The following is a 24,054-nucleotide window of genomic DNA, read 5'->3' as shown; positions in this document are numbered from 1 at the left end:
ATTGGAGTTGTTATGAAGCGTTTCAATCTTTCAAAATACGTGTTTCTGATAGGCTTTATGGGCGCGGGTAAGACCACTATATCTAGGCGTTTGTCGCGTTTGTGCGGCTTAACATCTATCGATTTAGATTCGTATATAGAGCGCATGGCTGGAATGTCAATTAGTGAAATATTTGCGGACTCTGGTGAGCGAGTATTTCGCGAAACGGAAACACAGGCGTTGCGCGATATTGTGTCGCAAGACGAACCGATGATTGTTTCGTGCGGCGGCGGAGTAGTTACAACACCTATAAATATCGAAATAATGAAACAAGCAGGTGTTGTTGTTCATTTGTTGGTAGATGTTGATGAAGCAGCATCTCGTATAACCGATAAGTCTAGCCGTCCGCTATTTCAAGATTTAGATGCGGCTCGAACAAGATTTGCTCAGCGCCTTCCAATCTATGAAGCTGCAAGCGATTTTACGGTGGACACGTTTGATAAGAATACTAATGCAATAACGCACGATTTGCGCCGCTGCCTGCAACGTGCAGGCGTGCTTGTCGATGCGTCCGAATCAAGTAATTGCCGAAATAGTTAAGGATGAAAACATGCCAGCAACACGCATAGAGGTAAACATTGCGGACGAAAAGCCCTACGATGTGCGCATAGGGTCGCAAGTTCTAGACAATCTGGGAGATTGGTGCTGCAGAATTCCATCAATAACTCAAGCTCCGCAAGCGCTTGTTATAACCGATTCGAATGTAGAGCCTCTATATCTGGCGCGCGCGAAAGACTCGCTTGTGCGGGCAGGATACAAAACAAGCGATGTAGTTATAGGCGCAGGAGAAGCATCGAAGTGTATAGATGTAGCTTCCGAGATATGGGAAGCCATGGCTGGTCTTGGTCTTACGCGCGATTGCTTTGTGGTTGCGCTAGGAGGCGGAGTTGTGGGCGATTTGGCGGGGTTTGTTGCTTCCACCTTCATGCGTGGTATTAAAGTTGTTCAAGTACCTACTACTTTGCTTTCTATGGTCGATTCGTCTGTTGGGGGCAAAACAGGAATAAACCTTAGTGCAGGCAAGAATTTAGTGGGTACTTTTTGCCAGCCGTCATACGTATGCGCAAGCACAGATACTCTGCATACTCTTCCAGAGCGCGAATGGCGTTGCGGTTGTGCTGAGGTAGCAAAATCTGCCGCTATATGTTCAGACGATTTCTTTTTCTGGCTATTGGACCAAGCTGGTGCTATGGCAGCGCGTGATGAAGCGGTTGTGACAGAGGCTATTGCGCGTTGCGTCGTGTTTAAGGCCGATATTGTTGCGCAGGATAAAACTGAAAGCAAAGGCGTTCGTGAATGTTTGAACTACGGACATACATTAGCGCACGCAATAGAGAAAATGTCGGGTTACGGGGTGTATTCTCATGGTGCTGCTGTGGCGGAAGGTATGCGATTTGCTATGCAAATGGCAAGCGAGATGCTTGGCACAAGTAAAGAATTCGCCGATACGCAGGCACAACTTTTAGATGAATTGGGTCTTGTGCGCCTTGGGTGGAAGGCAAATCCTGAAGAAGTGCTAAATGTTATGAAGCGTGACAAGAAAGCGCGTGGGGGTCAGGTAAGGTTCGTGCTGCCGCTTGATGTAGGCAAGTGGAAGCTGATGGATGTTGACGATGCTGCAATAATTGACGCTTTAGATAAGTGGATGTGCGAATAGGGGCAAAAATGAAAAGATTGTTGCTATTGAACGGACCAAACTTAAATATGCTTGGGGTTCGTGAGCCAGAAATATATGGAACTGATACGCTCAAATCGATAGAGAATGAGTTTTGTGAATATGCTGAATCGCGCGGTGCGGTGGCAGAGTGCTTTCAATCTAATCATGAAGGGGCACTAATAGATAAGATACATTCTGCTTACGGAAAATTCGATGGCATAGTTTATAACCCGGGAGCGCATACTCACTATTCATATGCTTTACGCGATGCTGTTGCCAGCATAGATGTGCCGGTGGTTGAAGTGCATATATCCGACATCAACTCTAGGGAAGATTTTCGAAAAGTTTCAGTTATTGAACCTGAATGTATAGCTCAGATAAGTGGTCGCGGTCGTCAGGGCTATTTGGACGCAATAGATATTCTTCTGGAGGACAAGTGAAAAAGCGCATAAAGAAGCTTCAAAAAATTTGCCGCAAACAGCATCTGGATACCTTTTATGTTCGCGACACATCTAACATAGCTTGGTTAACGGGCTTTCAGGGGGTATTTGACGACGAGCGTGCTCATGCCGCATTTATTTCCACTTCAGACAAAAAGGCGCATCTGCATACCGATACTCGGTATTTGCTTGCTGCGAAAAAACAGCAAGCAAAAAGCGGTTTCAAGATAGATGCCAAGCGTATAAGTTTTTCAGAATGGGCAAATCGCCGTTGGAAGAAAGCTGGTGCAATAAAAAACAGTTACCTCGGTATTGAAGACTCTATAAGTTTAGAAGAATACAGAAAGATAGAGCGCACCATAGGTCATAAGTATTTGCGAGAAACGCACGATGTAATACTTGAATTACGTTCCGTAAAAGATAATAGCGAATTGGCATATATGCGCGAAGCGCAATCTATAACAGATGAAGCCTTTCAGCTGATTGCTGATCAGATGGCACCGGGCATGACAGAGATAGAAGTTGCGCGGCTTCTCGACGACATTATGTTTAAACTTGGAGCCGATGCTCTTGCATTTCCAACTATAGTTGCATGTGGTGAAAATGGTGCAAGTCCGCATGCGCAACCCGGCAATACAAAGATGGAAGCTGGTATGTGTGTTGTTATGGATTTCGGAGCCAAAAAGCACGGTTACTGTTCCGATATGACACGGACTGTATTTCTGGGGCAGCCCAGCGGAAAAATGTTGCGTGCGTGGGAGGTGCTACGCAGCGCCAATGAGCAAGTTGAATCTATGCTAAAAGCGGGTGTTACGGGCAAACAAGCCCATGAACTAGCTGAAGATATACTTGCCGCCGGCGGCTTTAAGGGATGCATGGGTCATGCGCTAGGGCACGGTGTCGGGCTCGACATTCACGAGTTGCCAGTTTTAAGTATAAGAAACAGTCGTCCGCTTTGCTCAGGCAATGTAGTAACGGTTGAGCCCGGCATTTATATACCGGGCGAATTCGGCATGCGCTTAGAAGATATGGGCGTTATAGGCACAGACGGTTTTGATGTACTTACAGCCACGCCGCATGAAATGGTAGTTTTGTAGCCTTCGCTTCATTTGTGCAGTTTTACGGATGAAGTTTAGTTGTGCTACCAACTTAATAATTCGTATCCGTCTTCAGTTATAACTATCTGCACTTCCCATTGCGCGGTTGGCTTGCCATCTGCTGTGCGCACTGTCCAGCCGTTCGGGTCAGACATATCTATTTTATGTTTACCCATATTTATCATTGGCTCTATTGTAAACATTAATCCCGGAACCAATATAGGACCAGTATTTGGACGTGTAACAAAACTAACAAATGGCTCTTCGTGAAATTCTAATCCAATACCATGTCCGCCGAATTCGCGCACAACACTATACCCGTGGTCTTTGGCAAACCGGTTGATTGCCGCGCCAATATCGCCTAAGTGCCCCCATGGTTTCACAGCTGCAAGACCTACATCTACAGCCTCTTTGGTAACGCGCACAAGCTCGGCTTTTTCGGGAGACACGTCTCCTATCATAAACATGCGTGAAGAGTCGCTGAAATATCCGTCCTTTATGGTAGAGCAGTCCACATTAACTATGCTGCCTTCTTGTAAAATTTCATCTTCGCTGGGTATGCCGTGACAAACAACTTCATCAACGCTTGTGCAAACGCTTTTTGGGAAGCCTTCGTAATCTAGCGGGGCGGGTATTGCGCCATGTTCAAATGTGTAATCGTGCACCCATTTATCTATTTGTTCAGTAGTAATTCCCGGCTCTATTTTCTCGCTAATATAGTCTAGTACACCCACGTTTACCTCTGCCGAGCGCTTTACCCCTTCTATGTCGGTTGGCATTTTGAGAAGCTTTCTAGGTGGTACTTCTTCACCCGCATTTGCTAGAGCTTGTAGTTTTTCATCAAAATCAGCATGGCATTTCTTGTATTTTTTACCACTTCCACACCAGCACTCGTCATTGCGACCTATATTGGGCATTCCGTCGTACATATCTCTCCAAATTCGCTAGATTTTCATTGCTATTATTCTACACCGCATTGTTGTGCAGGTTAAATTTTGAGATTACATGTGGTTGCCCATGTGGTTGCCGGCTCCTAAAAGCCATTTGCCGAATTGTGAAATTTGCGTATATTCTCTGCAATTTGATATCATATGAATGTTCTCAAAATGCACTTTAAACGATTAAGGAGAATACGATGCTGTATCAAGGCGATGCGCATCATTACCGCTCTATTATCAAGAAGAAGCAGCGGGCGCAGCGCATGCGTGGTTTGTTTTTAATAGCACTTTCTGTCGCGCTTATGTTCTATGCTATTCCTTGTTTTGCTGCTAGCGTGTTCGATTATGACGATCAGCTATTTTCTGGTACTGTTTTTTCTGACGCTATCAGCGATCATGCTAATACAACCGAATCTGCCACTACCGAGTTAGCCGTTTCTGGCGAGAGCGCCAATTTGGCTGCCAACAGTAATTTGATGAGTGAAACTGTGGGACCAGCTATGTTGGCTAACGACACAGCAGTTGATTCCGCTAAAAAGCGCGCAGAGGCTATGAAGGTGGTTACATCCACGCAAAGCACTATGGTAACGGCAAAAGCTGCTCCACAGCAGACAGTTGAAAAACCAACGATAAATGTCTTTCCAGCAATTGTGGCATTTGTGTTGTCAATGGTTTGTGCTATTCTCGGTATACGCATGATTACACACAGCAGACAAATGCTAGGAAGGCGTATAACAGCTGAGTACTGCAGCGCTTTACGTGCTTGCTAGGCTGCTAAGCGTTTGGGTAGGGGAAAAGAATGAGTGACGCTACGAACGACTCTATATCTATTGACGATCTATTTGAGGCGCTAGGTGCCTCCTCTACGCCAAATAAAAGTAAGGAAAATTCTTCGAAAAAATCCAAAGGGTCTAAGGGTGGTGCATCTAAAAAGTCTAAGGCATCGCCTGCCGATTCTGCTTCAATAACTACGCCGTTAAAGACATCTGCGGAATCAAAGAAATCTTCCGATCAAGCAGCTGCTGACATTGCAGCAGATGCTGATGTTATGGACGTTATGGCTGCGTTAGGAATTGTTCCATCAAGTACGGTGCGTGCGTCTGCTGCCAAGAGCAAAGAACACGCTAAACGCAATTCAGAGCGCGAAGAGCAAATCAGAGAGCAGCAGATTCGCTCTCAGCAATGGCGGCGCGAATTAGAAGAACAGCAGAAACGTCGTCGCATGCAAGCCGAGGCGCAAAAGCAGGCTGAAAATTCAGATGCAGAAGAAGGCATTTCGCAGTCAAAAGCTGCGCAGGTGGTGCGCGGCTTTGCTGAAGATCAGACACGCATTGCCGAGCCATCATTTTTGAATAAGCGTGAAACTGCGGATACAGTTCCGTATTCCGCTGCTTCGATAGGTCAGGCATCTGCGGCATCCGAGCGTATGTCCGAGCAAATTCCGGCTACTTCTAAAGTTCCGACCGAGCAGTTGCCCGCAAAAGATACTAAGGTTGTTGCGGATAGTTCCGCACCTTCGCCTGAATCTGCTACGCCGGTTTCTCGAAGCGATGCTCAGCCTACTGCTGAAATACAGGTGCCTAGTACCGCGCCAGCGCAGGCAGCTATAGAACCTTCCGAGCAAGCTACTATTCCGATTTCTGATAGTCAACATAGCGAGGTCGCTGCATCTACCGCTGCGTCTACTGGTGTTATACAGCCAATTTCTGAATCTGAAGCTATATCGGCTACCGAGATGCCCAAAACGCCTGCCGTAGAAAGCACGCGCAATCTAAACCGAGTAACGGGCACCATAAAGCCGCTAGATGTTGCGCCTGAGCAAGCGCCAACACAAACGCCATCTACTGATAATGTTGCACCTTCGCCCGTTCAACCGCTGCCTGAAACTCCGCAATCTACAAATGCTCAACTTGAAAGAAGTATAGTATCGTCCGACCCGCGTCCTTCAGCTCAGCCTAAGAAGATTACTGTTGCGCCTGAAAAGGAAAAGCATGGCGTTAATAAGGGCAATGTCGTGGGCGTCCTTCTTTTAGTAGTTGCTTTAATATGCGCTATTCTTACAGTTATGCTTCTTACGGGCACTATAGATGCGGCTACTTTCTCGAATATGGCTTCAAATGCCGACAAGTCGCAAGAAGAAGTCAGTTCTGCTGCTGCGGCATCTAGTAGCAGCGCGGAAAGTGAAACTACTGAAAGCTATGCTGTTTATCAATATGCGGTTCGCGGAGCCGATGGGAGCACGCATCGAGCTACAGAGACAGCTACATTTAATGCAGAGGGTCGGTTGCAAAAAAGCGATATTGTTATAGATGCTACCGATGAAACGCAGGCGCAAGGTCTTCTCGATCAGCTTAAGGCTGATTTTGCGGATTCAGTAGTAGATTCCGGCATTCGAAATGGGGAAGTATATCTGTCCATAAATATAAAAAGAGACGATTTAGATGTAGATGCCTATACTGAACTACTTTCATCAAATATGGCAGAATTTCGAGTAGTAGAAACTGGGGCTAGCGCTAAGGCTTAATACGTCAGGCTAAGGCTCACTCAATGCGTTTTGCTAAAGTTAAGGCATGGAGGCAGAAAGGTGTGTAAGGCTCAGTCGATTGCATATGGATAGGGCGCGCTGTGATGGAACTCTGATCAAACCAGACCGTGTGTTGTATTCGTCACTTTTTAGGTGAAAAATGGTCAAAACTTCCAACTTTCCACAGTCTATAATGCCAAATTGCGCCAATTACTAATCAAAATTGAATTGAAGAACCCTGTTTGCCCAGTGTTCTCCACAATTCAAGTTAGCTATGTGGCGCTATGACCATGGAAAGCCGGAAGTTTTGACCATTTTTCTAACTTTTTTGAACTAGTATGCGGATGAGTTGAATCGTAATCTAGCGTCAGCTTTGAGAGAGCTTACCCAAAAGCCATTCAACAAACACTTTAAGACATCTTGCAGAGGTATCGTTTCTCCTAACACTAGAGCCTCCGCATAAGCTACATCTCCACCTCTGCCTTCCGGCTTTAGTGAATTTGTTCTTTGACATTTTGCTGCCGCAAATGCTGCATTTTGAGATAGACACCGCTCACCCCTGTCCATAACTGACTTTTTCTTGGAAAAAGTCAGTTATGGACAGACATATCAAGTGAGAATTAGGCGCACTTTTGCCTATATGAAAGTCGAGTGGCATCGACTTCAGAGGCATCTATTTGGTATCTGAACAGGGAAAACAGCATGAATTCTTACACACTTTTCTGCCTATATGCCAAAGTTAATAATATAGCTATGAATAAAAAAAGACCCGCTTTTCAGCGGGTCTTTTAGCCATCGTTGATAAACCTAGATGGATGCTCCGCCAGAGGCAGCCAATTTCTCAACAGTGCTTACAAATGTGTTGTAAAGATCGGGTGAAATAAGAACGGTAGAAACCTGACCATCAGTGATCATAACTTTTACCTTTTGATCCTTCACAACATCAATCAACTGCGACTCAGACATGCTGCTGATATCGTCTTTGGTGATCATCCAGTCGTTCAGGCTCTGCAAGCGCGGCAGATTCAAGCCCTCATTCATGAAAAAGCTCCTTTTCAACTTAATTAAACCTTAACCGGCTTGTTAGCTAGCCAGCAACTCCTATGATTATATACATTTATTTGCGTAAGAAAAGACTTGGTCGGCAAAAAAGAATAACTGTTAACATGGAAAACACTTATCTACCGTAGAAGGAGAGTCCTTAGAATATGCAAGAACAAGGCCAGCTTTTTCGCGAAGATGAAATAGCGCTATCTGCAAAAGAACGCATAGAGGCGCTTAGGCGAGAAATTGAGCATCATTTTTATCAGTATTACGCTCTTGATGCACCAGAGATATCTGATGCTGCGTTCGATTCGCTTATGCGTCAACTCAAAGAACTAGAGCAGCAGCACCCCGAACTTGTAGACCCTACAAGTCCAACTCAGCGTATAGGCGGCTATGTTGGTGAACAATTTATGCCTGTTACGCACGAGAAGCGCATGTATTCGCTAGATAATGCGATGGACTTAGATGAGCTTGACGGGTGGATTTCAAATGTTCAAGAAGAATTAGGTCATTTCCCCGAGCTGTGTTTGGAATTGAAAATAGATGGTTCCTCTATCGCTTTGACATATGATGCAGGTGCGCTTATACGTGCGGCTACTCGTGGTGATGGAACGGTTGGCGAGGATGTTACTGCAAACATGCGCACGGTAGCGGATGTGCCGTTGCGCTTGCGCGAAGAAAGCTTGCAAGGTATTTCTTCGCCGGAGAATTCTATAGAATTGCGCGGTGAAGTATATATGCCTAAGAAAAGCTTTGATGCGCTAAATGCTGCAGCAGATCGCGAGGGCAAGCAGCAATTTGCAAATCCCAGAAACGCTGCGGCTGGTTCGCTTCGACAAAAAGATCCGCATGTAACGGCTAGCAGAAATCTTTCTACTTATATGTATGCGGTAGCCGATGAAAGCTCGCTGAATGTCAGTGGACAGTGGGAGCTATTACAGTGGTTAAAAAGTGCCGGTTTCCATGTAAATCCTGATGTGTCGTTGGTGAAATCTCTTAAAGAGGTACATAAATTTTGCGAGGAATCGCTTGAAAAGCGCGAGACTCTTCCATATGAAATAGACGGCGTTGTGGTTAAGGTAAATTCCTTTGCGCAACAGGCGGAATTGGGTTTTACATCTAGGGCGCCAAAATGGGCTATTGCTTTCAAGTTTCCGCCAGAGGAAAAAACTACCATTTTGCGGGATATCACTGTACAAGTTGGGCGCACAGGGGCGCTAACTCCTGTGGCTGAATTGGATCCGGTTGTTGTGGCGGGAAGTACGGTGTCTCGGGCTACGCTACATAATGCCGATGAAGTACATCGCAAAGATGTGAGAATAGGCGATACTGTAATAGTGCGCAAGGCAGGCGACGTTATTCCCGAAGTTTTAGGACCAGTGCTTTCGCTTCGCCCTGAAGGTGCAAGTGTTTGGCAGCCTCCGAAAACATGTCCAAGTTGTGGAAGTCCAGTTGTTACCGAGCGCGATGAAGTGGCTCTGCGCTGCGTATCCATAGACTGTCCGGCTCAGGCTTTAGAGCGTTTGCACCATTGGGCTAGTCGTCAAGCTATGGATATAGATGGGGCTGGCACTGAAATAATCAAGCGCTTGGTCGAAATAGGTCGTTTAAATGACGTGGCTGACTATTATTCACTTAGTGAAGATGAGCTGGCTTTGGTAGAAACTAGCCGTGCCAATTCAGAAGGTTTTCATATACGGCTAGGGCATACGGTGGCTGCAAAGTTGGTGGCTGCCATAGAGGCGTCAAAGTTGCGCTCTTTCGGACGAGTGGTTAATGGTTTAGGGATTAGACACGTGGGAAAAAATACAGCGGAACTTTTGGTTCAGGAATTTCCTTCTATAGAAGCAATTATGAATGCGTCCATTGAACAGCTAAGTCGCGTGAGTGGTATAGGCGATAAAGTTGCAGAAAGCATATATACGTTCATGCATACCCCAGACAATGTTTCTGTCATAGAACGCTTGCGTGCCTCAGGTGTTACGATGGCTCTTGATAGGCAAGAATTTGCTGAAGAGGTAGAGCAGACACTGGTGGGATTAACCTTTGTTCTTACGGGTAGCTTGTCTAGTTCGGGTATGACACGCGAAGAAGCGGGTGATAAGTTGCGTGCTATGGGCGCAAAAGTATCTAATAGTGTGTCGAAAAAAACTAGCTATGTAATAGCGGGTGATTCGGCTGGTTCTAAATACGATAAAGCTATTAAGCTTGGAATTCCTGTGCTTGATGAATCGCAGTTTTTGAAGTTGCTTGATACCGGAGAACTGCCGGAAGCTAATTCGCAGAACCGATAGTAGCGGTTAATCAATGTGTTCTTTTTGCTATAAAATGGCACAATTGCGAAATACATGGCAAAATATACGTTATGGCTTATAGGAAAGGCAATCCGCGGCACCAGCACGGTTCCGCCACCGAGTACGGTCACGATAAAGCTGCATCAAATACGGGTGCGGCTAGTTCGTCTGTGAGTCAATTCGCGCCATTTTCCCTTAGTAAAGACATATTGAACGAACCTCCTGTAAGTTCGAGCACTTCTAGTAGATCGTCTGGTTCTAGTAATCCGCGACACAGAACTAGACCATCTGCTGCAAATCATAAGAGAGCTACAGCACGCAGCGCTTCTTTGGGGGACAACTCTGAGCGAGATACACGTACAACAGCTGATCGTTTTAGCCAATCTAGCAGGCACGACTCCGAAGCATTAGCCGCTGTACGGAAAAAACGTAAGCGCAAAAAAATCCTTATAGGTGTGCTAAGTGCAGTTTTAATATTAATTTTGGGCACAGGTGCTGCTGCGTTTGCCTATATTTCGAATATCAATAGGAATTTGCAGGACGGTGTTGATGACGATCTTTTGGCAATGCTTTCTACTGTAGATAAGCCAGAAGATCCGTTTTACGCATTGCTTTTGGGTATAGATGGATCGATTGAGCGCGAAAAAGACATGGGCACCAATTTCCGAAGTGATTCTATGATGCTTGCGCGTATAGATCCGAAAAAAGCGCAGATAACACTTGTTTCTATTCCGCGCGACTTAAAGATTGACAATTTGGACGGTCATGGTCCGCAAAAGATTAATGCGGCTCATGCTTTTGGCGGTCCGGCGCTTTCTGTAAAAACTGTGTCTGAACTAGCTGGGGTACCTATTGCGCATTACGCCGAAATAAACTTCGACGGCTTCAAAGAGGCTGTAGATGTTTTGGGTGGCGTTGAAGTTGATGTGCCTATAGAAATTGACGATCCGCAGGCTGGCGGTCATTTAGATGCTGGCGTGCAAACACTTAATGGCGATCAAGCGCTTATACTGTGTCGCAGCAGGCATTCCTACGATAATTATGGTTCGGGCGACGATTATAGAGCGGCAAACCAGCGTATGGTGCTGTCGGCGATTGCGCAAAAGCTGCTGGCATCAGATCCTGTAACTATGGCAAATACAATTTCAGCTATGTCGGAATATGTACTAACAGATATGGACGTAGCATCTATTATTGCCGTGGCACAAAGTATGTCTGGTATGACAGCGGATAGTATTTATTCAGCTAAAGCACCTGCCACATCCGAGTATGTCAACAATGTATGGTGGGATATTTTGGATGAAGATGCATGGGAAGAAATGATGGCGCGTGTAGATGCTGGTCTTCCTCCGGTTGAAGAAGAGGTTATCGACCCGCTTACCGGTACAATTTTATCTACTGCGGGAGGAAGCGCATATGCCGATTCGTTGAATTCGGTGCATGCGGCTAATCGCTCTGAAGAGATTGGTCTTAGAAACGGCAACGGTATAGATGGTACATGTACCAAGGCGCAAGAAATTTTAGAGAAGATGGGTTATCGAAAGATTAATTCTCGCAATGCCGATTCGTTTGATTACGAAAAAACTGTGATCGTTTACAAAGGCACTTCTGACAAGCAAGATGCCGAACTTATAGCGCAGCAACTAGGGGTGGATGCCCCAATACCCGACAACGATGTTTACTTATTTGATGAAGATATTCTTGTGGTTTTAGGAAAAGATTTTTCTTAGCTAAATAAGCTTAATTCCGTTCTGGATTTATGTTACGTAACAAGTAGCGATTCAATATATCTCAAATATGAATATATTTGTGTTGACAATAATACGTTTGAAAGCTAACATCACTTATATCTAAATTCGAGAATAATATTCTCGTATTTAGATATAGGCAGATAAGACTATATAAAGTGTCGGCAAGCAGATCGAAGATAATCTGGAGGGGAAATGAAGGGTAAATTTACAAAAATTGTAGCGGCAGCAGCATCGTGTGCATTGGTGGCTGCTGTAGGTTTAAGTGGATGTGCTGGTGGCGCTAGCTCTAGTTCTAGCAGCGCAAGCAGCAGTGCTGCGTCCGAGAGTTCTGTAGAGCTGCAAGTATTTGCTGCAAATTCACTTGAAAAGGCTATGAATGAAGTCCAATCGCTGTATACAGAGCAGACAGGTGTACAGTTTGCTGACACTCAGTATGAGGCTTCTGGTACGCTGAATGAAATGCTTGCCGGTGGCGCATATGCCGATGCTCTAATTACCGCTTCTAAAGCTACTATGGATACAGCAGAAAGCTCTGGCTATATTGATCCTGCAAGCCGTTTTAACATGTTTACGAACGACCTTGTTATTGTGGCTGGCTTGAATTCCGATATAGAGACAGCAACTTTGGAAGATATTGCTTCAGGCAACTATACACTTGCTGTAGGAGATGCAAATGTTCCTGCGGGCAATTATGCTAAGCAGTCGCTAACTACCACTAATCCACAGTGTTGGATATCTGCTGATGGCACAGTAGGTGCCGATTGCTCCGGCAAAGAAGGCACATTTGATGGCACGCCTTTAGAGGGTAAAGTAACAGAGGGTTCTTCTGTGGGTAATGTTTGCCAATATGCTAACTCGGGCGATGTTGACTTAGCTATGGTTTATAGCTCCGATGTATTCCGCTTTGGTAATGTGAAAAATGTGGGTGTAACTCCTGCAGATAGTCACAAGAATATTGTTTATCCTGCTGCTGTGTGCGCCAATTCTGAATACGCTGACGAAACGAAGGCATTTTTGGATTGGGCTTTCACAAGCGAGGACGCTATAAAAATCTGGCAAGAGTGGGGCTTTGAAATAGCCGCAAAATAGCTATAAAGTAGAATCGTATCATGGTAAGAAAATTTATAGTAGCGCTGCTTATGGCAGCGCTACTGTCGTGTGATATAGCTTTTGCTGACGAAACCACAACTGATGCTGTTTCTGTTTCCGCCGATAAAGATGCAGCGTATATAAATGGTTCGTCATTCGCTATTGGCGATTTTTCGCGCGCTCAGAAAGGCGCTGTGCGAGAAGCGCCCGGCATTGGTGAGGTGTATAGCTACTATCAGGGCTCTAGCGACGATATGGTTATAGTTGTGGCTATGGAAGACGCTGTGTTGGCTTATATTCCCGAATCTGTACACGCACTATGCGATATTGAAGACAAAACTTCTACAGAACAGTTGAAGCAATACTTCTGCGCTTTGGATGCTTCTGCTGTAAATGGTGGTGTAGTTTTAAGTCCTAATTCTGATTGGCAATTTACTAGCGAAAATGATCTCGAATTTAATGGGCTTAGAATCTTGTTCGGTGTGGAAATTGGCGAAGGCAAGCGTTATGTTTGCATAGCCAATCCAGAAAGCGCGCAACTTCCAACCCATGTAGATTTTGGTTGCGTAAAAACACCTAGTGCTGTAAATATTGTGCCAGAGGCCACTGGCTTTGAAGCGTTTACGCAATTCCTTGCAGGAATAGATATGTCGCCTTTGTGGGTTACGCTGCGCACCACCGGTGTGGCTATCGTTTTCATATTTGTATTGGGGCTTGCAGCGGCGTACTTTACCATGCGCATACCGAAACGTGCTCAAGATATTTTTGACACCATTTTCACCATACCAATGGTTTTGCCGCCTACGGTATGCGGTTTCATTTTGCTATGGTGTTTGGGGCGCAATACCGCACTTGGTCAATGGTTTATAGACATAGGTTTCCCGCTAATATTTAGCTGGCCGGCTACAGTTATAGCCGCCACTGTGGTAGCTTTTCCTCTAATGTATAGAAGCAGTCGCGGTGCGTTTGAAAATTTAGATGCCAACATGCTAGACGCTGCGCGTACATTGGGCTGGTCAAATTTACGCATATTTTTCCGCTTAATGATTCCGCTATCTTGGAGCTCTATTGCTGCCGCTACGGTGCTTGCATTTGCTCGCGCTTTGGGTGAATTTGGCGCTACGCTGTTCTTGGCAGGAAATTACGTTGGTATAACTCGAACTATTCCAATTGCCATCTACTTTGAGTGGATGGGAGGAAATGTGGAAGTGGCTTGGTTCTGGACCGCTGTAATATTAGTATTCAGTTTCCTTGTAATACTTATTATTAACTTATTGGGACACCGCACTACTCGTTATCGTAGGCGCAGTTCCAGCGACGATTCTTCGAAGAGCAGCAGCGCATTAACTGATAAGTCGCACATATCGCATAACGATATCGCACAGGAGAGTGGCAGTAAATGAGTCTTGAAGTGCGTATAAAAAAGCAATTCCGCGATTTTACGTTGGATGTAGATTTTCAGGCTGGAAACGAAACGCTTGGTTTTTTGGGGGCTAGTGGCTGCGGAAAATCGCTTACAATGCGCTGCATTGCTGGTATCGAATCGCCAGATGAAGGGCGCATAGTTGTAAACGATAAGGTGTTTTTTGATTCGCAGCACCATATTAACTTGAAGCCGCAAGAACGCAAGACTGCACTACTATTTCAAAATTACATGCTGTTCCCCAATTTAACGGTTGAGCAGAATGTGGCAGCTGGCATTGGAAAAGAGACACCGAAAGACGAAAGCGCACGTATTGTGGCGCGCGAACTTTCACGGTTTGGGCTTTCGGGTTTCGAGAAGCGCTATCCCGCGCAGCTCTCAGGTGGTCAGCAGCAGCGTGTAGCGCTAGCGCGCATGTTGGCGGCAAAACCTGGCATTTTAATGCTAGACGAGCCATTCAGTGCGCTAGATGCGCACCTGAAAGGCGTGTTAGAGCAAAATCTCGTAGATTTATTCAATGCCTATGAGGGCACTATTCTGTACGTTAGTCACGACATAGATGAAGCTATACGATTTTGCGATCGTATAGCTGTTGTTGAGGCGGGCCGAATTCAAGAGCTAGATACGCCTGACGATTTGGTTAACAATCCTAAGTCGGAAGCGGCATTGAAGCTTTCGGGATGCAAAAACGCTCCGCGGGCAGAGTATTGCAGCGACTATAGCGTTTGGGTTCCCAAATGGGGTATTACGGTAGAAACGCAACGAATAGTTCCGCGCGATGTTAAATATATCGGCATTCGCGCGTTTTATGTAGAGAGCGCAGACGGTCCGGGTGAAAATAATTACCGTGTTCGAGTAGACCGTATTAGCGATTCGCGTTTCGATCGTTCAGTATTGCTGGGATTTATCGATCGCGATGAGCGGGCGCAGCAAGTAGTTATGCGCCAAGATGATGAGATGCGATATTTGCATCAGCATCTATTTTGGCGTGTAAATAAATTGGCGTTAGACGGTGGTAATCTTCCAGAAATCGGAGATGAACTATGGATTCACTTACCTAAGGATAAGATATACTTGGTTGCAAGATAATTCATAGTTATTAGGGATTTGATTTGAAAGATAGTCACGGACGCGTAATAGATTATTTACGTATTTCGCTTACTGATAGGTGCAATTTTCGTTGCATTTATTGCATGCCGGAAGATGGTGTATGTCAACTTAGTCACGAAGATATACTTTCATTAGAAGAAATTGAACGTCTTATACGTGTGGCGGCATCGCTGGGTATAAAAAGCGTGCGTCTAACTGGGGGCGAGCCTTTGGTAAGAAAGGGCGTAACTAGCCTTGTTGAAGCTGTCACCAGCATTCACGGTATTCAGAATGTGTCGATGACTACAAATGGTGTACTGCTGCCCCAGATGGCTGACGATTTAAAACGTGCTGGTTTAAGCCGCGTGAACATATCGCTTGATACTTTAGATGCCGAAAAATTTCATCTTGTTACACGTGTTGGGAAGTTAGAAGATACGCTTGCTGGCATAGATGCAGCTTTAGAAGTTGGCTTCAACCCCGTAAAAGTGAATGCTGTTACCGTGCGCAGCTTAGATCAAGATTTTCTAGAGTTTGCAAAACTTTCAGTGGATAGACCTTTACATGTGCGCTTTATCGAGTTTATGCCAATTGGTGATAGCGAGAGCACGGGTATTAATGGCGTGGGTTGGGGAAAGCAAGATGTTATTCCCAGTGATGAACTTTTGCAAATAATTAATGAACGTGCAGCTAGGGCAGGTATGCCTGCGCTTAAACCTGCGGATGACAAACCGGTAGGTTGGGGACCTGCGAAGTATTATGAGTTCCCGGGAGCAAAAGGAACAGTTGGTTTTATATCCCCGCTGTCGAGACACTTTTGCGCAGAATGCAATAGGTTGCGCATAACTGCTGACGGAAAAGTTCGACCTTGTCTTTTTAGCGACAATGAATTTGATATACGCGAAGCGCTGCGCAATGGCAGCGACGATGATGTGCGCGATATATTGTTGATGGCACTAGGCGCAAAGCCAGATGAACATCATGACAAGGTTGGTACTGAGCGCAGCATGTCTGCAATAGGGGGGTAGAATGACCGATCAGCTTACGCATATAGATGAAAAAGGCGATGTGCGAATGGTGGATGTTTCCGCTAAGCCCGATACAGAAAGGGTGGCTGTGGCGGAAGGGTTCATTTCTATGCATCAGGAGACGCTCGATTTAATAACTACTGGGCAAGCCGCGAAGGGCGATGTTTTGGCATGCGCGCGTGTGGGCGGTGTTATGGCAGCCAAACGAACTAGCGATTTGATTCCGATGTGTCATCCTTTAAACATTACAAAAGCAAAGGTGGAATGCGAGCCGGTGTGCGCTGGGCAACGAGAAGATGGACGTGTAGGTATTCACGTTACAACTACTTGTGGGGTTACTGGTAAAACTGGTATAGAAATGGAAGCGTTAACTGCGGCAAGTATCGCTTGTCTTACAATTTATGATATGTGTAAGGCGGTAGACCGAGGTATGGAGATAATGGACGTGCGCCTTCTTCGTAAAGATGGCGGCAAAACCGGACTTTGGACACGCGAATCTTAAAGATGGCGAGGCGCTATGGAAAAGCGCACGAAAATAATTTGCACATTAGGTCCTGCTGTAGACAATGATAATTTGTTGGTGGGGCTTATAAAGGGCGGTATGGATATCGCTCGATTGAATTTGAGCCATGGAACGCACGAAGAACACCAGCGACGAATAGACAGTCTGAAGCAGATTAGAGAGGAACTTGGCAAACCCATAGCTATTCTTCTAGATACTAAAGGTCCTGAGATACGCACGGGTTTGCTTGTTGAAAATTCGCCTGTTGAGCTGGTTGAAGGGTCGGAATTCGTACTTACGAATAACGATGTTCTAGGCGATGCCAACATGGTTTATCAGTCGTATCCTGATTTGTTTAAGTATGTAAGTTGCGGTACGAAGATTTTGCTAGACGATGGCAAAATTAACCTACGGGTATCTGATGTGCGCAAGCGCGATATAGTATGTACCGTTATGAATACAGGTATATTGGCGCAGCGCAAAAGCCTTAATGTTCCAGATGTAAGTTTGCCGATGCTATCCATTACCGATCAAGATAAGCGCGATATTCTTTTTGGTATAGAAAATGAAATAGATTTTGTAGCGCTATCTTTTGTGCGCGATGCCGAAGCTGTACGCGAGGCAAAAGCGTTTATTCGTCAGAATACCGACATGCACATCGGGGTTATTGCAAAGATTGAAAACCGCGATGCTGTGAATAATATTCACGAAATTATAGAAGTTGCCGATGGCGTAATGGTTGCTAGGGGCGATTTAGGTGTAGAGGTTCCCGCGCAAGAGGTGCCCCATTTGCAAAAGAACATAATTCATGCTTGTAATTGCGCCCATAAACCGGTTATTACTGCTACGCAAATGTTGGAAAGTATGACGACTATGCCGCGTCCGACGCGTGCGGAAGCGGCTGATGTAGCCAATGCAATATACGATGGTTCAGATTGTGTAATGCTATCTGGCGAGACGGCGGCAGGCAACTATCCGCTAGAAGCTGTGCGCACCATGGCTGAAATAGCGTGTACCAGCGAAGAGCATTATGTCGAGAATATGCACATTGCTAAGTGCGCCTTTGACGGGCAAAAAAGCGTATCGCATGCTGTAGGTACAGCAGCCGTACAAACGGCGCTTGATATAGGTGCTCGTTGTTTAGTGTGCCCAACTATGACGGGTAGGTCAGCTAGGCTTATGTCAAGTTTACGCCCCGTCATCCCTATATATGCTGTGGCTGTTGACATGCGTGTTGTACGAAGCATGCAGATTTATTGGGGAGTGCATCCGCTTCTTGGTGATGTTCAAGGCGGTATGAGCCATGTTATTGATACCGCGCGCGATATAGTTGTGGAACACGGATTCTTGCAAGCAGGCGATATAGCAGTTTTTACTGTAGGAGATCGATTTACAAGTCCTGTGAAGCGTACTGCCGATGGTCGTCCCGAACGGTTTGCACCTGCTAATGTGATGCATGTTGTGCAGATTCATGAGCGAGATGTGGAAGAGGCTTTAGGAAATCGTACATCCGATGTACTTATGTCCCGTTCGTTTTTCGAAACCGATAGCCCGTCCAATTAAATACAAGCGAGCATATGCCGCCTGCGTGTGCTAATATCTTCACCGCTAAAGATTTAAAACGGAAGGTAGATGTATGTCAGGGCATTCTAAATGGGCAACAACCAAGCATCGTAAAGCTGCGCAGGACGCCAAGCGCTCAGCGCTGTTTTCTAAACTGTCGCGTAACATAACTGTGGCGGCTAAGGAAGGCGGCGATCCTAATCCCGATAACAATGCGTCTCTGGCTGCGGCTATCGAGAAAGCGAAAGGCTATTCGCTTCCGAAGGATAAGATAAAGACTGCAATAGATAAGGCATTTGGTTCCGGCAAAGATGCTGCGAATTACGAGACGGTTGTGTATGAGGGTTACGGTCCTGCTGGTATTGCGGTGTACTGCGAAGCTCTTACCGACAATCGCAATCGTACAGCTGCCGATGTGCGCAGTACATTTAGCCACGCAGGTGGTAGCTTGGGCACCTCGGGCAGCGTTGCGTTCCAGTTCGAGCGCAAAGGTCAGATCGTTGTGCCAAAAGAGGTTGAGACTGGCGATAAGAAAAACCCGATTGGACCTAATGGCGCTGCAGCTGATGAGGAAGAATTCATGCTTGCTGTAGCCGAAGCGGGTGGCGACGATTATGAAGATGCCGAAGATGAATGGATTGTATACACCGGTCCATCCGATTTGATGGCTGTGAAAAAAGCTTTGGAAGAGGCGGGTGTTGAAACTAAGGGTGCCGAGCTTACCATGATAGCTACCAACCCTACAGAGGTAAGCCTATCCGATGCGAAGAAGGTAATGCGTCTTATAGACAAGCTAGAAGAGCTTGAAGATTTGCAAAACGTTTACCACACAGCAGATATAACCGATGAAATAGCTGATCAGCTAGACGAGTAGGTCGTATATCTAATGTGCAAAATCGGGAAGACTACGTTCAGAAGCTACGCAGCCTTCACTCCGTCTCCCCGATTTTGCTGATATAGCATGCATCAGTTGCGAAACCGGGAAAGCTGCGTTCAGAAGCTTCGCAGCCTTCACTCCATCCTTCCGATTTTATTGATGTGCTGCAATCAAGACAAATATACGATGCGCAAAATCGGGAAGACTACGTTCAGAAGCTACGCAGCCTTCACTCCGCTTTCCCGGTTTTGATGCTGGTGTCATATTAAGGTTTCTAAGGCGGCAATTTTTGCGCAGCACACAAATATGTCTAGCGCTTGACTTAAATCGTCTAGCGAAGGCATTGTGGGCGCTATGCGAATGTTTTTATCTTGAGGGTCGCTGCCGTGCGGCCATGTTGCCCCCGCACCTGTAAGTACAACTCCTGCTTCGCGAGCCAATTCTACTGTGCGTTTTGCTGTTCCGGGAAGTCCGTCAAACGATACGAAATAGCCACCGCGTGGCTGTGTCCAGCTGGCTACTCCGCTGCCGCTAAGACCTGCTTCTAACTTTTGTTGTACCAAATCGAACTTTGGACTCAATATTGCGGCATGTTTTTGCATGTGTTCTAGAAGTGCATCTTTGTTTGGGAAAAATCGCACATGCCTAAGCTGATTCAATTTATCGTGCCCTATCATTTGCGCACCGCATAGACGTTTGGTTTCGGCTATGTTTTCTGCTGATGCAGCCATAGCTGCCACGCCTGCGCCCGGAAATGTTATCTTAGATGTACTGGCGAATTTGAAGTAACGGTTTGGGTTGTTCGCTTCGCGACACGCTGCTCCTATGTCCAGCAAAACATCATTTTGCTGCGCGTCTTCACTTAGCGCGTGTATACAGTAGGCGTTATCCCAGAATATGCGGAAATCTTCTGCGGCGCATTTCATAGACGATAACCTGCGTACAGTTTCATCTGAATATACAGCGCCTGTAGGGTTGGCGTATTTTGGCACACACCAAATTCCTTTAATGCATGCGTCCGTTGCAACCAGTTTTTCAACTTCATCCATATCGGGACCATCTTCAAGCATCGCTACAGGCAACATTTCTATGCCGAACTGCTCTAAAATTGCGAAATGCCTATCGTATCCCGGTGTTGGACATATGAACTTTACGCATGGTAACTGCGCCCACGGCAGGCTTCCTAAACATCCAAAATCGAGACAGCGTGCAATCGTGTCGTACATAACCGTAAGGCTGGAATTGCCGAATACGAAAACATTTTCCGGCTTATCATCTAACATATAAGCCATTAGACGCTTTGCTTCCGGTATTCCATCTATTACGCCGTAATTGCGGCAGTCTAGTCCATTTTCATCTATGCAATCGTCTGCGGTTTGCAACAAATTCAACATTGGAAGGGACAAATCCAGCTGCTCTGCGCATGGCTTTCCGCGTGACATATCCAATTTAAGCCCCGCTGCGGCATATTTTTCAAAACTGCTTTTCAGGTGCGCCAATTCGTCTGTAATTTGATTTCGGCTCATTTCTCGAATGTCCATCGAATGCTTCCCTTCGTTCAGTCGCCGGCAGGTGCGGTAAAAATTTGGTTACACTTTACTGCGATAAAGTATAATCGCTAAACATTCATCTTACATGGGGGATAAAAAATGACACAAGGAGATTTTTGGGTTCTTTTCGCGATGTTGCTCTATTTCATCGTGGTTCTCACTATAGGTTTTATATACGCAAAGCGCTCAAATTCATCTACGTCTGAGTATTTCATAGGCGGTCGCAAAGTGGGACCGTGGCTAACGGCGCTTTCTGCGGAGGCTTCCGACATGTCGGGCTATCTGCTTATGGGTTTGCCGGGTTTGGCATATTTTACCGGTGCATCCGATGCTGGCTGGACAGCCGTTGGCTTAGCTATTGGCACTTATCTAAATTGGAAATTGGTCGCGCGTCGTCTTCGCCGCTATTCCGTTGTGGCCGGCAATGCTATAACACTACCGGGCTTTTATAGCAATCGTTTCCACGACGAAAAGAACATAGTGTCTACTATAGCGGCGCTTATTATCCTTGTGTTTTTCTGTGTTTATGTGGGCAGCTGCTTTGTTACGTGCGGAAAGCTATTTAATACGCTATTTGGGTTGGATTATCTGCCCATGATGTGCCTTGGTGCCATAATCGTATTTCTCTATACGCTGGTTGGAGGCTATCTCTCGGTTGTGGCGACCGATTTTGTTCAGGGCTGCCTAATGTTTTTTGCTTTGCTAGTTGTGCTAATTGGCTCTGTTACTATGGCGGGTGGAGTAGAGAATGTAGTAGCGTTTTTGCAAAGCATTCCCGGTTTTCTGTCTGGTGTGGAAATAGCGGTGCCTGTTACAGATGCTAATGGGCTTCAGATAGTGAATAACGATTCGCCTGTATTCGGCATGCCTGCCGAATACGGTTTGCTTTCCATCATATCTATGATGGCATGGGGACTTGGCTATTTTGGTATGCCGCAGGTGCTTGTGCGTTTTCTGGGTATTCGCTCAGCTGACGAAATAAAGCGCAGTCGTGTTATAGCGGTTACATGGGTTGTGGTGTCGCTTTTCTGTGCTATATGCATCGGTCTTGTGGGGCGCGCAGCGCTACCTACAATGTTTGCAACAAATTCTGCGGCTGAAAATGTGTTTATTGTTTTATCTCAGATAATGCTTCCGTCGTTTATGTGCGGCATTGTTGTGTCGGGCATTTTGGCTGCCAGCATGTCTAGCAGCTCGTCCTATCTGCTTATCGCTGGCTCCAGTGTTGCGGAAAATATTTTCCGCGGGGTTATAAAGAAAGACGCTACCGATGCGCAGGTAATGATAGTAGCTCGCATAACGCTTATTGTTGTGTTCCTCATCGGGATCCTAATTGCATCCGATGAAAATTCTGTCATTTTCTTTGTTGTTAGCTATGCTTGGGCTGGTCTTGGCGCATCGTTTGGTCCGCTAACTTTATGTGCGCTATATTGGCGTCGTCTTACTATGCAAGGTGCAATTGCTGGAATGATAGGTGGTACTGCTACGGTTCTTATCTGGCATAACCTTTTGTCGCCGCTTGGTGGCATTTTTGGGATATATGAATTGCTGCCGGCATTCTTAGTTTCGCTTCTATGTATTTACATAGTTAGCAAACTTTCACCAGAGCCGCCCGCGGAAGTTTTGTATGAATTTGATCATTATATGGATGACGATCCAGAATTAGAGAAGCGTGCTGCAGAGGAATCTATAGCTGTAGAAAAGGCTACCGTGCAGGCAATTCAGGACTAATTTATCGAATAGACGGCGTTTGTGTGTTTGTAAATTAATTGGCACTAAAATGTGGAGAAAAAGATACTTAACCGTTAATCTCGTTTATAGTGATATTATATTGCGAATGTTTGCCGAATATACTACATGCTCAATCAAGGAGGACTCTAACTTATGAGTGAGCATTCTATCGCACTAAGCAGACGAACTTTCATAGGTGCCGCTGCCATAGCGGGTGCATCTTGTTTTATTGCAACTAATCCTTTAGATGCGTTTGCAGTAACGTCAGCTGAGAAAAAAGCAGAAGCCGCTGCTGCGCTTGACAGCTTAAATGCCATGCAGGACAAGCTGGATGCCGCATCTGACACGTACTACACTGCGCTTGAGGCTCAGCAGGAAGCTGAGGCACGTGTTGAAGAGGCGCAAAAACGTATCGATGAAGCTACAGCCCAAATAGCCGAGTTGCAAGAGCAGCTTGGCGTTCGTGCTCGCAGTATGTACCGCAGCGGTTCGTCTACATTTATTGATCTTCTATTGGGTGCTACTACATTCCAAGCATTTACCACTAATTGGGGCGTTCTTAATAGCATGAATGAGAACGATGCCGAAATGGTGCAGCAGACCAAAGACTTGAAGGCTCAGGTCGAAGAAGAAAAAGTTATTTTGGTGCAGCAAGAAGAAGCTGCGAAGAAAGCTTCTGAAGAGGCGGCTGCCACAAAGGCCGAGGCTGAAACGGTGGTTGCACAACATCAAGCACTCTACGATTCGCTAAATGCGGAAGTACAAGAGTTAATACGTCAAGAAGAAGCTGCGCGTGAAGCAGCTGCAGCAAGAGCGGCTGCTGCAGCGGCACAACAACAGCAAGTCACTGGTCATTATGGTGGAAATAGCAACAATGGCAGCAATGTGAATAATAATGCTACACAGGCTGCATCTGTTAGTGGTGCTGTAGGGCGTGCATATAGCAAGTTAGGGTGCCCATATGTATGGGGCGCTGGTGGACCAGATTCTTTTGATTGTTCTGGTTTTGTGAGTTATTGTCTTACTGGAAATTATAATCGTGAATTGGGTACTACTGGCACTATGGCGAAGTATCCGCAGGTTTCAAATCCGCAGCCCGGCGATATTTGTTGGAAGAGCGGTCATGTTGGTTTATACATTGGCGGTGGTCAAATGATTCACGCTCCACAACGTGGAGATGTGGTGAAGGTTGCTTCAGTACAAAAAGGAATGATCTTCCGTCGCTATACCGGATAGTGCTAGATATCAAGTTAATATTTTGACCCGCACGTTTATTATGCGGGTCTTTTAATATGAGTAGAACATTCATATGACCAGTTTTCTTGTCAAGGACAAATAATCGCCTAGCCTGTCTGGCCGGACAGGCTAGGCGATAACCCATCGTTGCTTGCCTCCAATTTCAGACGTGTTTACCA

Annotated in this window: 20 protein-coding genes; 17 read left to right on the top strand and 3 right to left on the bottom strand. The window is 45.8% G+C overall.

From position 1 onward, the window contains the following. The first annotated feature begins 12 nt into the window (after window positions 1-12). Genes G7Y37_RS07140 through G7Y37_RS07125 form a run of 4 tightly spaced genes read left to right on the top strand, consistent with a single transcriptional unit; the run spans window position 13 to window position 3,233 of the window. On the top strand, window positions 13-579 hold the full coding sequence (locus G7Y37_RS07140) for a shikimate kinase (RefSeq protein WP_165062783.1): 567 nt from the start codon (window positions 13-15) through the stop codon (window positions 577-579). Beyond that, complete coding sequence (aroB, locus tag G7Y37_RS07135) at window positions 545-1,696, top strand: 3-dehydroquinate synthase (protein WP_241156057.1); 1,152 nt, start codon at window positions 545-547, stop codon at window positions 1,694-1,696. Before G7Y37_RS07140 ends, aroB begins: the two co-directional genes overlap by 35 nt. Before the next feature lie 8 nt (window positions 1,697-1,704). Next, window positions 1,705-2,136 carry a type II 3-dehydroquinate dehydratase gene (gene aroQ / locus G7Y37_RS07130; RefSeq protein ID WP_165062782.1) on the top strand — a complete coding sequence of 144 codons (432 nt, stop codon included), beginning with the start codon at window positions 1,705-1,707 and terminating at the stop codon, window positions 2,134-2,136. Then, window positions 2,133-3,233, top strand: coding sequence for a Xaa-Pro peptidase family protein (locus G7Y37_RS07125; protein ID WP_241156056.1), 1,101 nt, complete (start codon window positions 2,133-2,135; stop codon window positions 3,231-3,233). The genes aroQ and G7Y37_RS07125 overlap by 4 nt, the downstream gene beginning before the upstream one ends. Window positions 3,234-3,277: 44 nt before the next feature. Here G7Y37_RS07125 and G7Y37_RS07120 read toward each other — a convergent pair whose 3' ends face one another. Next, window positions 3,278-4,162, bottom strand: a complete 885-nt coding sequence (locus tag G7Y37_RS07120) for a methionyl aminopeptidase (RefSeq protein ID WP_165062780.1) — start codon at window positions 4,160-4,162, stop codon at window positions 3,278-3,280. Between the two features lie 206 nt (window positions 4,163-4,368). Here G7Y37_RS07120 and G7Y37_RS07115 point away from each other — a divergent pair, with 206 nt between their 5' ends. Then, window positions 4,369-4,941 (top strand): hypothetical protein, encoded by a 573-nt coding sequence (locus G7Y37_RS07115; protein ID WP_165062779.1) that lies wholly within the window; start codon window positions 4,369-4,371, stop codon window positions 4,939-4,941. 29 nt (window positions 4,942-4,970) lie between these two features. After that, the gene (locus G7Y37_RS07110) at window positions 4,971-6,695 is read left to right on the top strand and encodes a hypothetical protein (RefSeq protein WP_165062778.1); all 1,725 of its coding nucleotides are present in this window, start codon (window positions 4,971-4,973) and stop codon (window positions 6,693-6,695) included. A gap of 807 nt (window positions 6,696-7,502) precedes the next feature. Here G7Y37_RS07110 and G7Y37_RS07105 read toward each other — a convergent pair. Beyond that, window positions 7,503-7,736 (bottom strand): hypothetical protein, encoded by a 234-nt coding sequence (locus G7Y37_RS07105; RefSeq protein ID WP_165062777.1) that lies wholly within the window; start codon window positions 7,734-7,736, stop codon window positions 7,503-7,505. 167 nt (window positions 7,737-7,903) lie between these two features. Here G7Y37_RS07105 and ligA point away from each other — a divergent pair, with 167 nt between their 5' ends. The 9 genes from ligA to G7Y37_RS07060 all read left to right on the top strand — a co-directional run bounded on the left by ligA (window position 7,904) and on the right by G7Y37_RS07060 (window position 19,355). Next, complete coding sequence (gene ligA, locus G7Y37_RS07100) at window positions 7,904-10,036, top strand: NAD-dependent DNA ligase LigA (RefSeq protein WP_165062776.1); 2,133 nt, start codon at window positions 7,904-7,906, stop codon at window positions 10,034-10,036. 71 nt (window positions 10,037-10,107) lie between these two features. After that, window positions 10,108-11,766, top strand: coding sequence for an LCP family protein (locus tag G7Y37_RS07095; protein WP_165062775.1), 1,659 nt, complete (start codon window positions 10,108-10,110; stop codon window positions 11,764-11,766). Between the two features lie 213 nt (window positions 11,767-11,979). Beyond that, on the top strand, window positions 11,980-12,876 hold the full coding sequence (locus G7Y37_RS07090) for an extracellular solute-binding protein (RefSeq protein WP_165062774.1): 897 nt from the start codon (window positions 11,980-11,982) through the stop codon (window positions 12,874-12,876). A 20-nt stretch (window positions 12,877-12,896) separates the two neighbouring features. Then, window positions 12,897-14,279: a molybdate ABC transporter permease subunit gene (gene modB / locus G7Y37_RS07085; RefSeq protein WP_165062773.1), complete on the top strand. Its 1,383-nt coding sequence runs from the start codon at window positions 12,897-12,899 to the stop codon at window positions 14,277-14,279. Next, window positions 14,276-15,388, top strand: coding sequence for a sulfate/molybdate ABC transporter ATP-binding protein (locus G7Y37_RS07080; RefSeq protein WP_165062772.1), 1,113 nt, complete (start codon window positions 14,276-14,278; stop codon window positions 15,386-15,388). Before modB ends, G7Y37_RS07080 begins: the two co-directional genes overlap by 4 nt. Window positions 15,389-15,411: 23 nt before the next feature. Further along, window positions 15,412-16,416 (top strand): GTP 3',8-cyclase MoaA, encoded by a 1,005-nt coding sequence (gene moaA, locus G7Y37_RS07075; protein ID WP_165062771.1) that lies wholly within the window; start codon window positions 15,412-15,414, stop codon window positions 16,414-16,416. A gap of 1 nt (window position 16,417) precedes the next feature. Next, window positions 16,418-16,918 carry a cyclic pyranopterin monophosphate synthase MoaC gene (moaC, locus tag G7Y37_RS07070; protein ID WP_165062770.1) on the top strand — a complete coding sequence of 167 codons (501 nt, stop codon included), beginning with the start codon at window positions 16,418-16,420 and terminating at the stop codon, window positions 16,916-16,918. 15 nt (window positions 16,919-16,933) lie between these two features. Further along, window positions 16,934-18,481 carry a pyruvate kinase gene (gene pyk / locus G7Y37_RS07065; RefSeq protein WP_165062769.1) on the top strand — a complete coding sequence of 516 codons (1,548 nt, stop codon included), beginning with the start codon at window positions 16,934-16,936 and terminating at the stop codon, window positions 18,479-18,481. 73 nt (window positions 18,482-18,554) lie between these two features. Next, a complete protein-coding gene (locus tag G7Y37_RS07060; RefSeq protein ID WP_165062768.1) occupies window positions 18,555-19,355 on the top strand; it encodes a YebC/PmpR family DNA-binding transcriptional regulator in 801 nt (266 codons plus the stop codon). 263 nt (window positions 19,356-19,618) lie between these two features. Here G7Y37_RS07060 and G7Y37_RS07055 read toward each other — a convergent pair whose 3' ends face one another. Beyond that, the gene (locus G7Y37_RS07055; protein ID WP_165062767.1) at window positions 19,619-20,899 is read right to left on the bottom strand and encodes an aminotransferase class I/II-fold pyridoxal phosphate-dependent enzyme; all 1,281 of its coding nucleotides are present in this window, start codon (window positions 20,897-20,899) and stop codon (window positions 19,619-19,621) included. A gap of 108 nt (window positions 20,900-21,007) precedes the next feature. Here G7Y37_RS07055 and G7Y37_RS07050 point away from each other — a divergent pair, with 108 nt between their 5' ends. Together G7Y37_RS07050 and G7Y37_RS07045 are read left to right on the top strand one after the other, a co-directional pair. After that, window positions 21,008-22,639, top strand: coding sequence for a sodium/proline symporter (locus tag G7Y37_RS07050; protein WP_165062766.1), 1,632 nt, complete (start codon window positions 21,008-21,010; stop codon window positions 22,637-22,639). 153 nt (window positions 22,640-22,792) lie between these two features. Continuing rightward, complete coding sequence (locus tag G7Y37_RS07045; protein WP_165062765.1) at window positions 22,793-23,875, top strand: C40 family peptidase; 1,083 nt, start codon at window positions 22,793-22,795, stop codon at window positions 23,873-23,875. The last annotated feature ends 179 nt before the right edge of the window (window positions 23,876-24,054 follow it).

This window comes from Adlercreutzia sp. ZJ154 (genome assembly GCF_011039055.1).
GTDB lineage: Bacteria > Actinomycetota > Coriobacteriia > Coriobacteriales > Eggerthellaceae > Adlercreutzia_A.
The sequence above is the reverse complement of the archived record's forward strand: the minus strand, read 5'-3'. Positions and strand labels throughout refer to the sequence as shown.

Coding starts and splice junctions, on each gene's coding strand:
- G7Y37_RS07055 (WP_165062767.1), bottom strand. CDS start 20,899: ATGGACATTCGAGAAATGAGCCGAAATCAAATTACAGACGAATTGGCG.
- aroB (WP_241156057.1), top strand. CDS start 545: ATGCGTCCGAATCAAGTAATTGCCGAAATAGTTAAGGATGAAAACATG.
- G7Y37_RS07090 (WP_165062774.1), top strand. CDS start 11,980: ATGAAGGGTAAATTTACAAAAATTGTAGCGGCAGCAGCATCGTGTGCA.
- G7Y37_RS07050 (WP_165062766.1), top strand. CDS start 21,008: ATGACACAAGGAGATTTTTGGGTTCTTTTCGCGATGTTGCTCTATTTC.
- G7Y37_RS07060 (WP_165062768.1), top strand. CDS start 18,555: ATGTCAGGGCATTCTAAATGGGCAACAACCAAGCATCGTAAAGCTGCG.
- G7Y37_RS07115 (WP_165062779.1), top strand. CDS start 4,369: ATGCTGTATCAAGGCGATGCGCATCATTACCGCTCTATTATCAAGAAG.
- G7Y37_RS07120 (WP_165062780.1), bottom strand. CDS start 4,162: ATGTACGACGGAATGCCCAATATAGGTCGCAATGACGAGTGCTGGTGT.
- aroQ (WP_165062782.1), top strand. CDS start 1,705: ATGAAAAGATTGTTGCTATTGAACGGACCAAACTTAAATATGCTTGGG.
- G7Y37_RS07095 (WP_165062775.1), top strand. CDS start 10,108: ATGGCTTATAGGAAAGGCAATCCGCGGCACCAGCACGGTTCCGCCACC.
- pyk (WP_165062769.1), top strand. CDS start 16,934: ATGGAAAAGCGCACGAAAATAATTTGCACATTAGGTCCTGCTGTAGAC.
- ligA (WP_165062776.1), top strand. CDS start 7,904: ATGCAAGAACAAGGCCAGCTTTTTCGCGAAGATGAAATAGCGCTATCT.
- G7Y37_RS07045 (WP_165062765.1), top strand. CDS start 22,793: ATGAGTGAGCATTCTATCGCACTAAGCAGACGAACTTTCATAGGTGCC.
- G7Y37_RS07110 (WP_165062778.1), top strand. CDS start 4,971: ATGAGTGACGCTACGAACGACTCTATATCTATTGACGATCTATTTGAG.
- G7Y37_RS07140 (WP_165062783.1), top strand. CDS start 13: ATGAAGCGTTTCAATCTTTCAAAATACGTGTTTCTGATAGGCTTTATG.
- moaC (WP_165062770.1), top strand. CDS start 16,418: ATGACCGATCAGCTTACGCATATAGATGAAAAAGGCGATGTGCGAATG.
- G7Y37_RS07105 (WP_165062777.1), bottom strand. CDS start 7,736: ATGAATGAGGGCTTGAATCTGCCGCGCTTGCAGAGCCTGAACGACTGG.
- G7Y37_RS07080 (WP_165062772.1), top strand. CDS start 14,276: ATGAGTCTTGAAGTGCGTATAAAAAAGCAATTCCGCGATTTTACGTTG.
- modB (WP_165062773.1), top strand. CDS start 12,897: ATGGTAAGAAAATTTATAGTAGCGCTGCTTATGGCAGCGCTACTGTCG.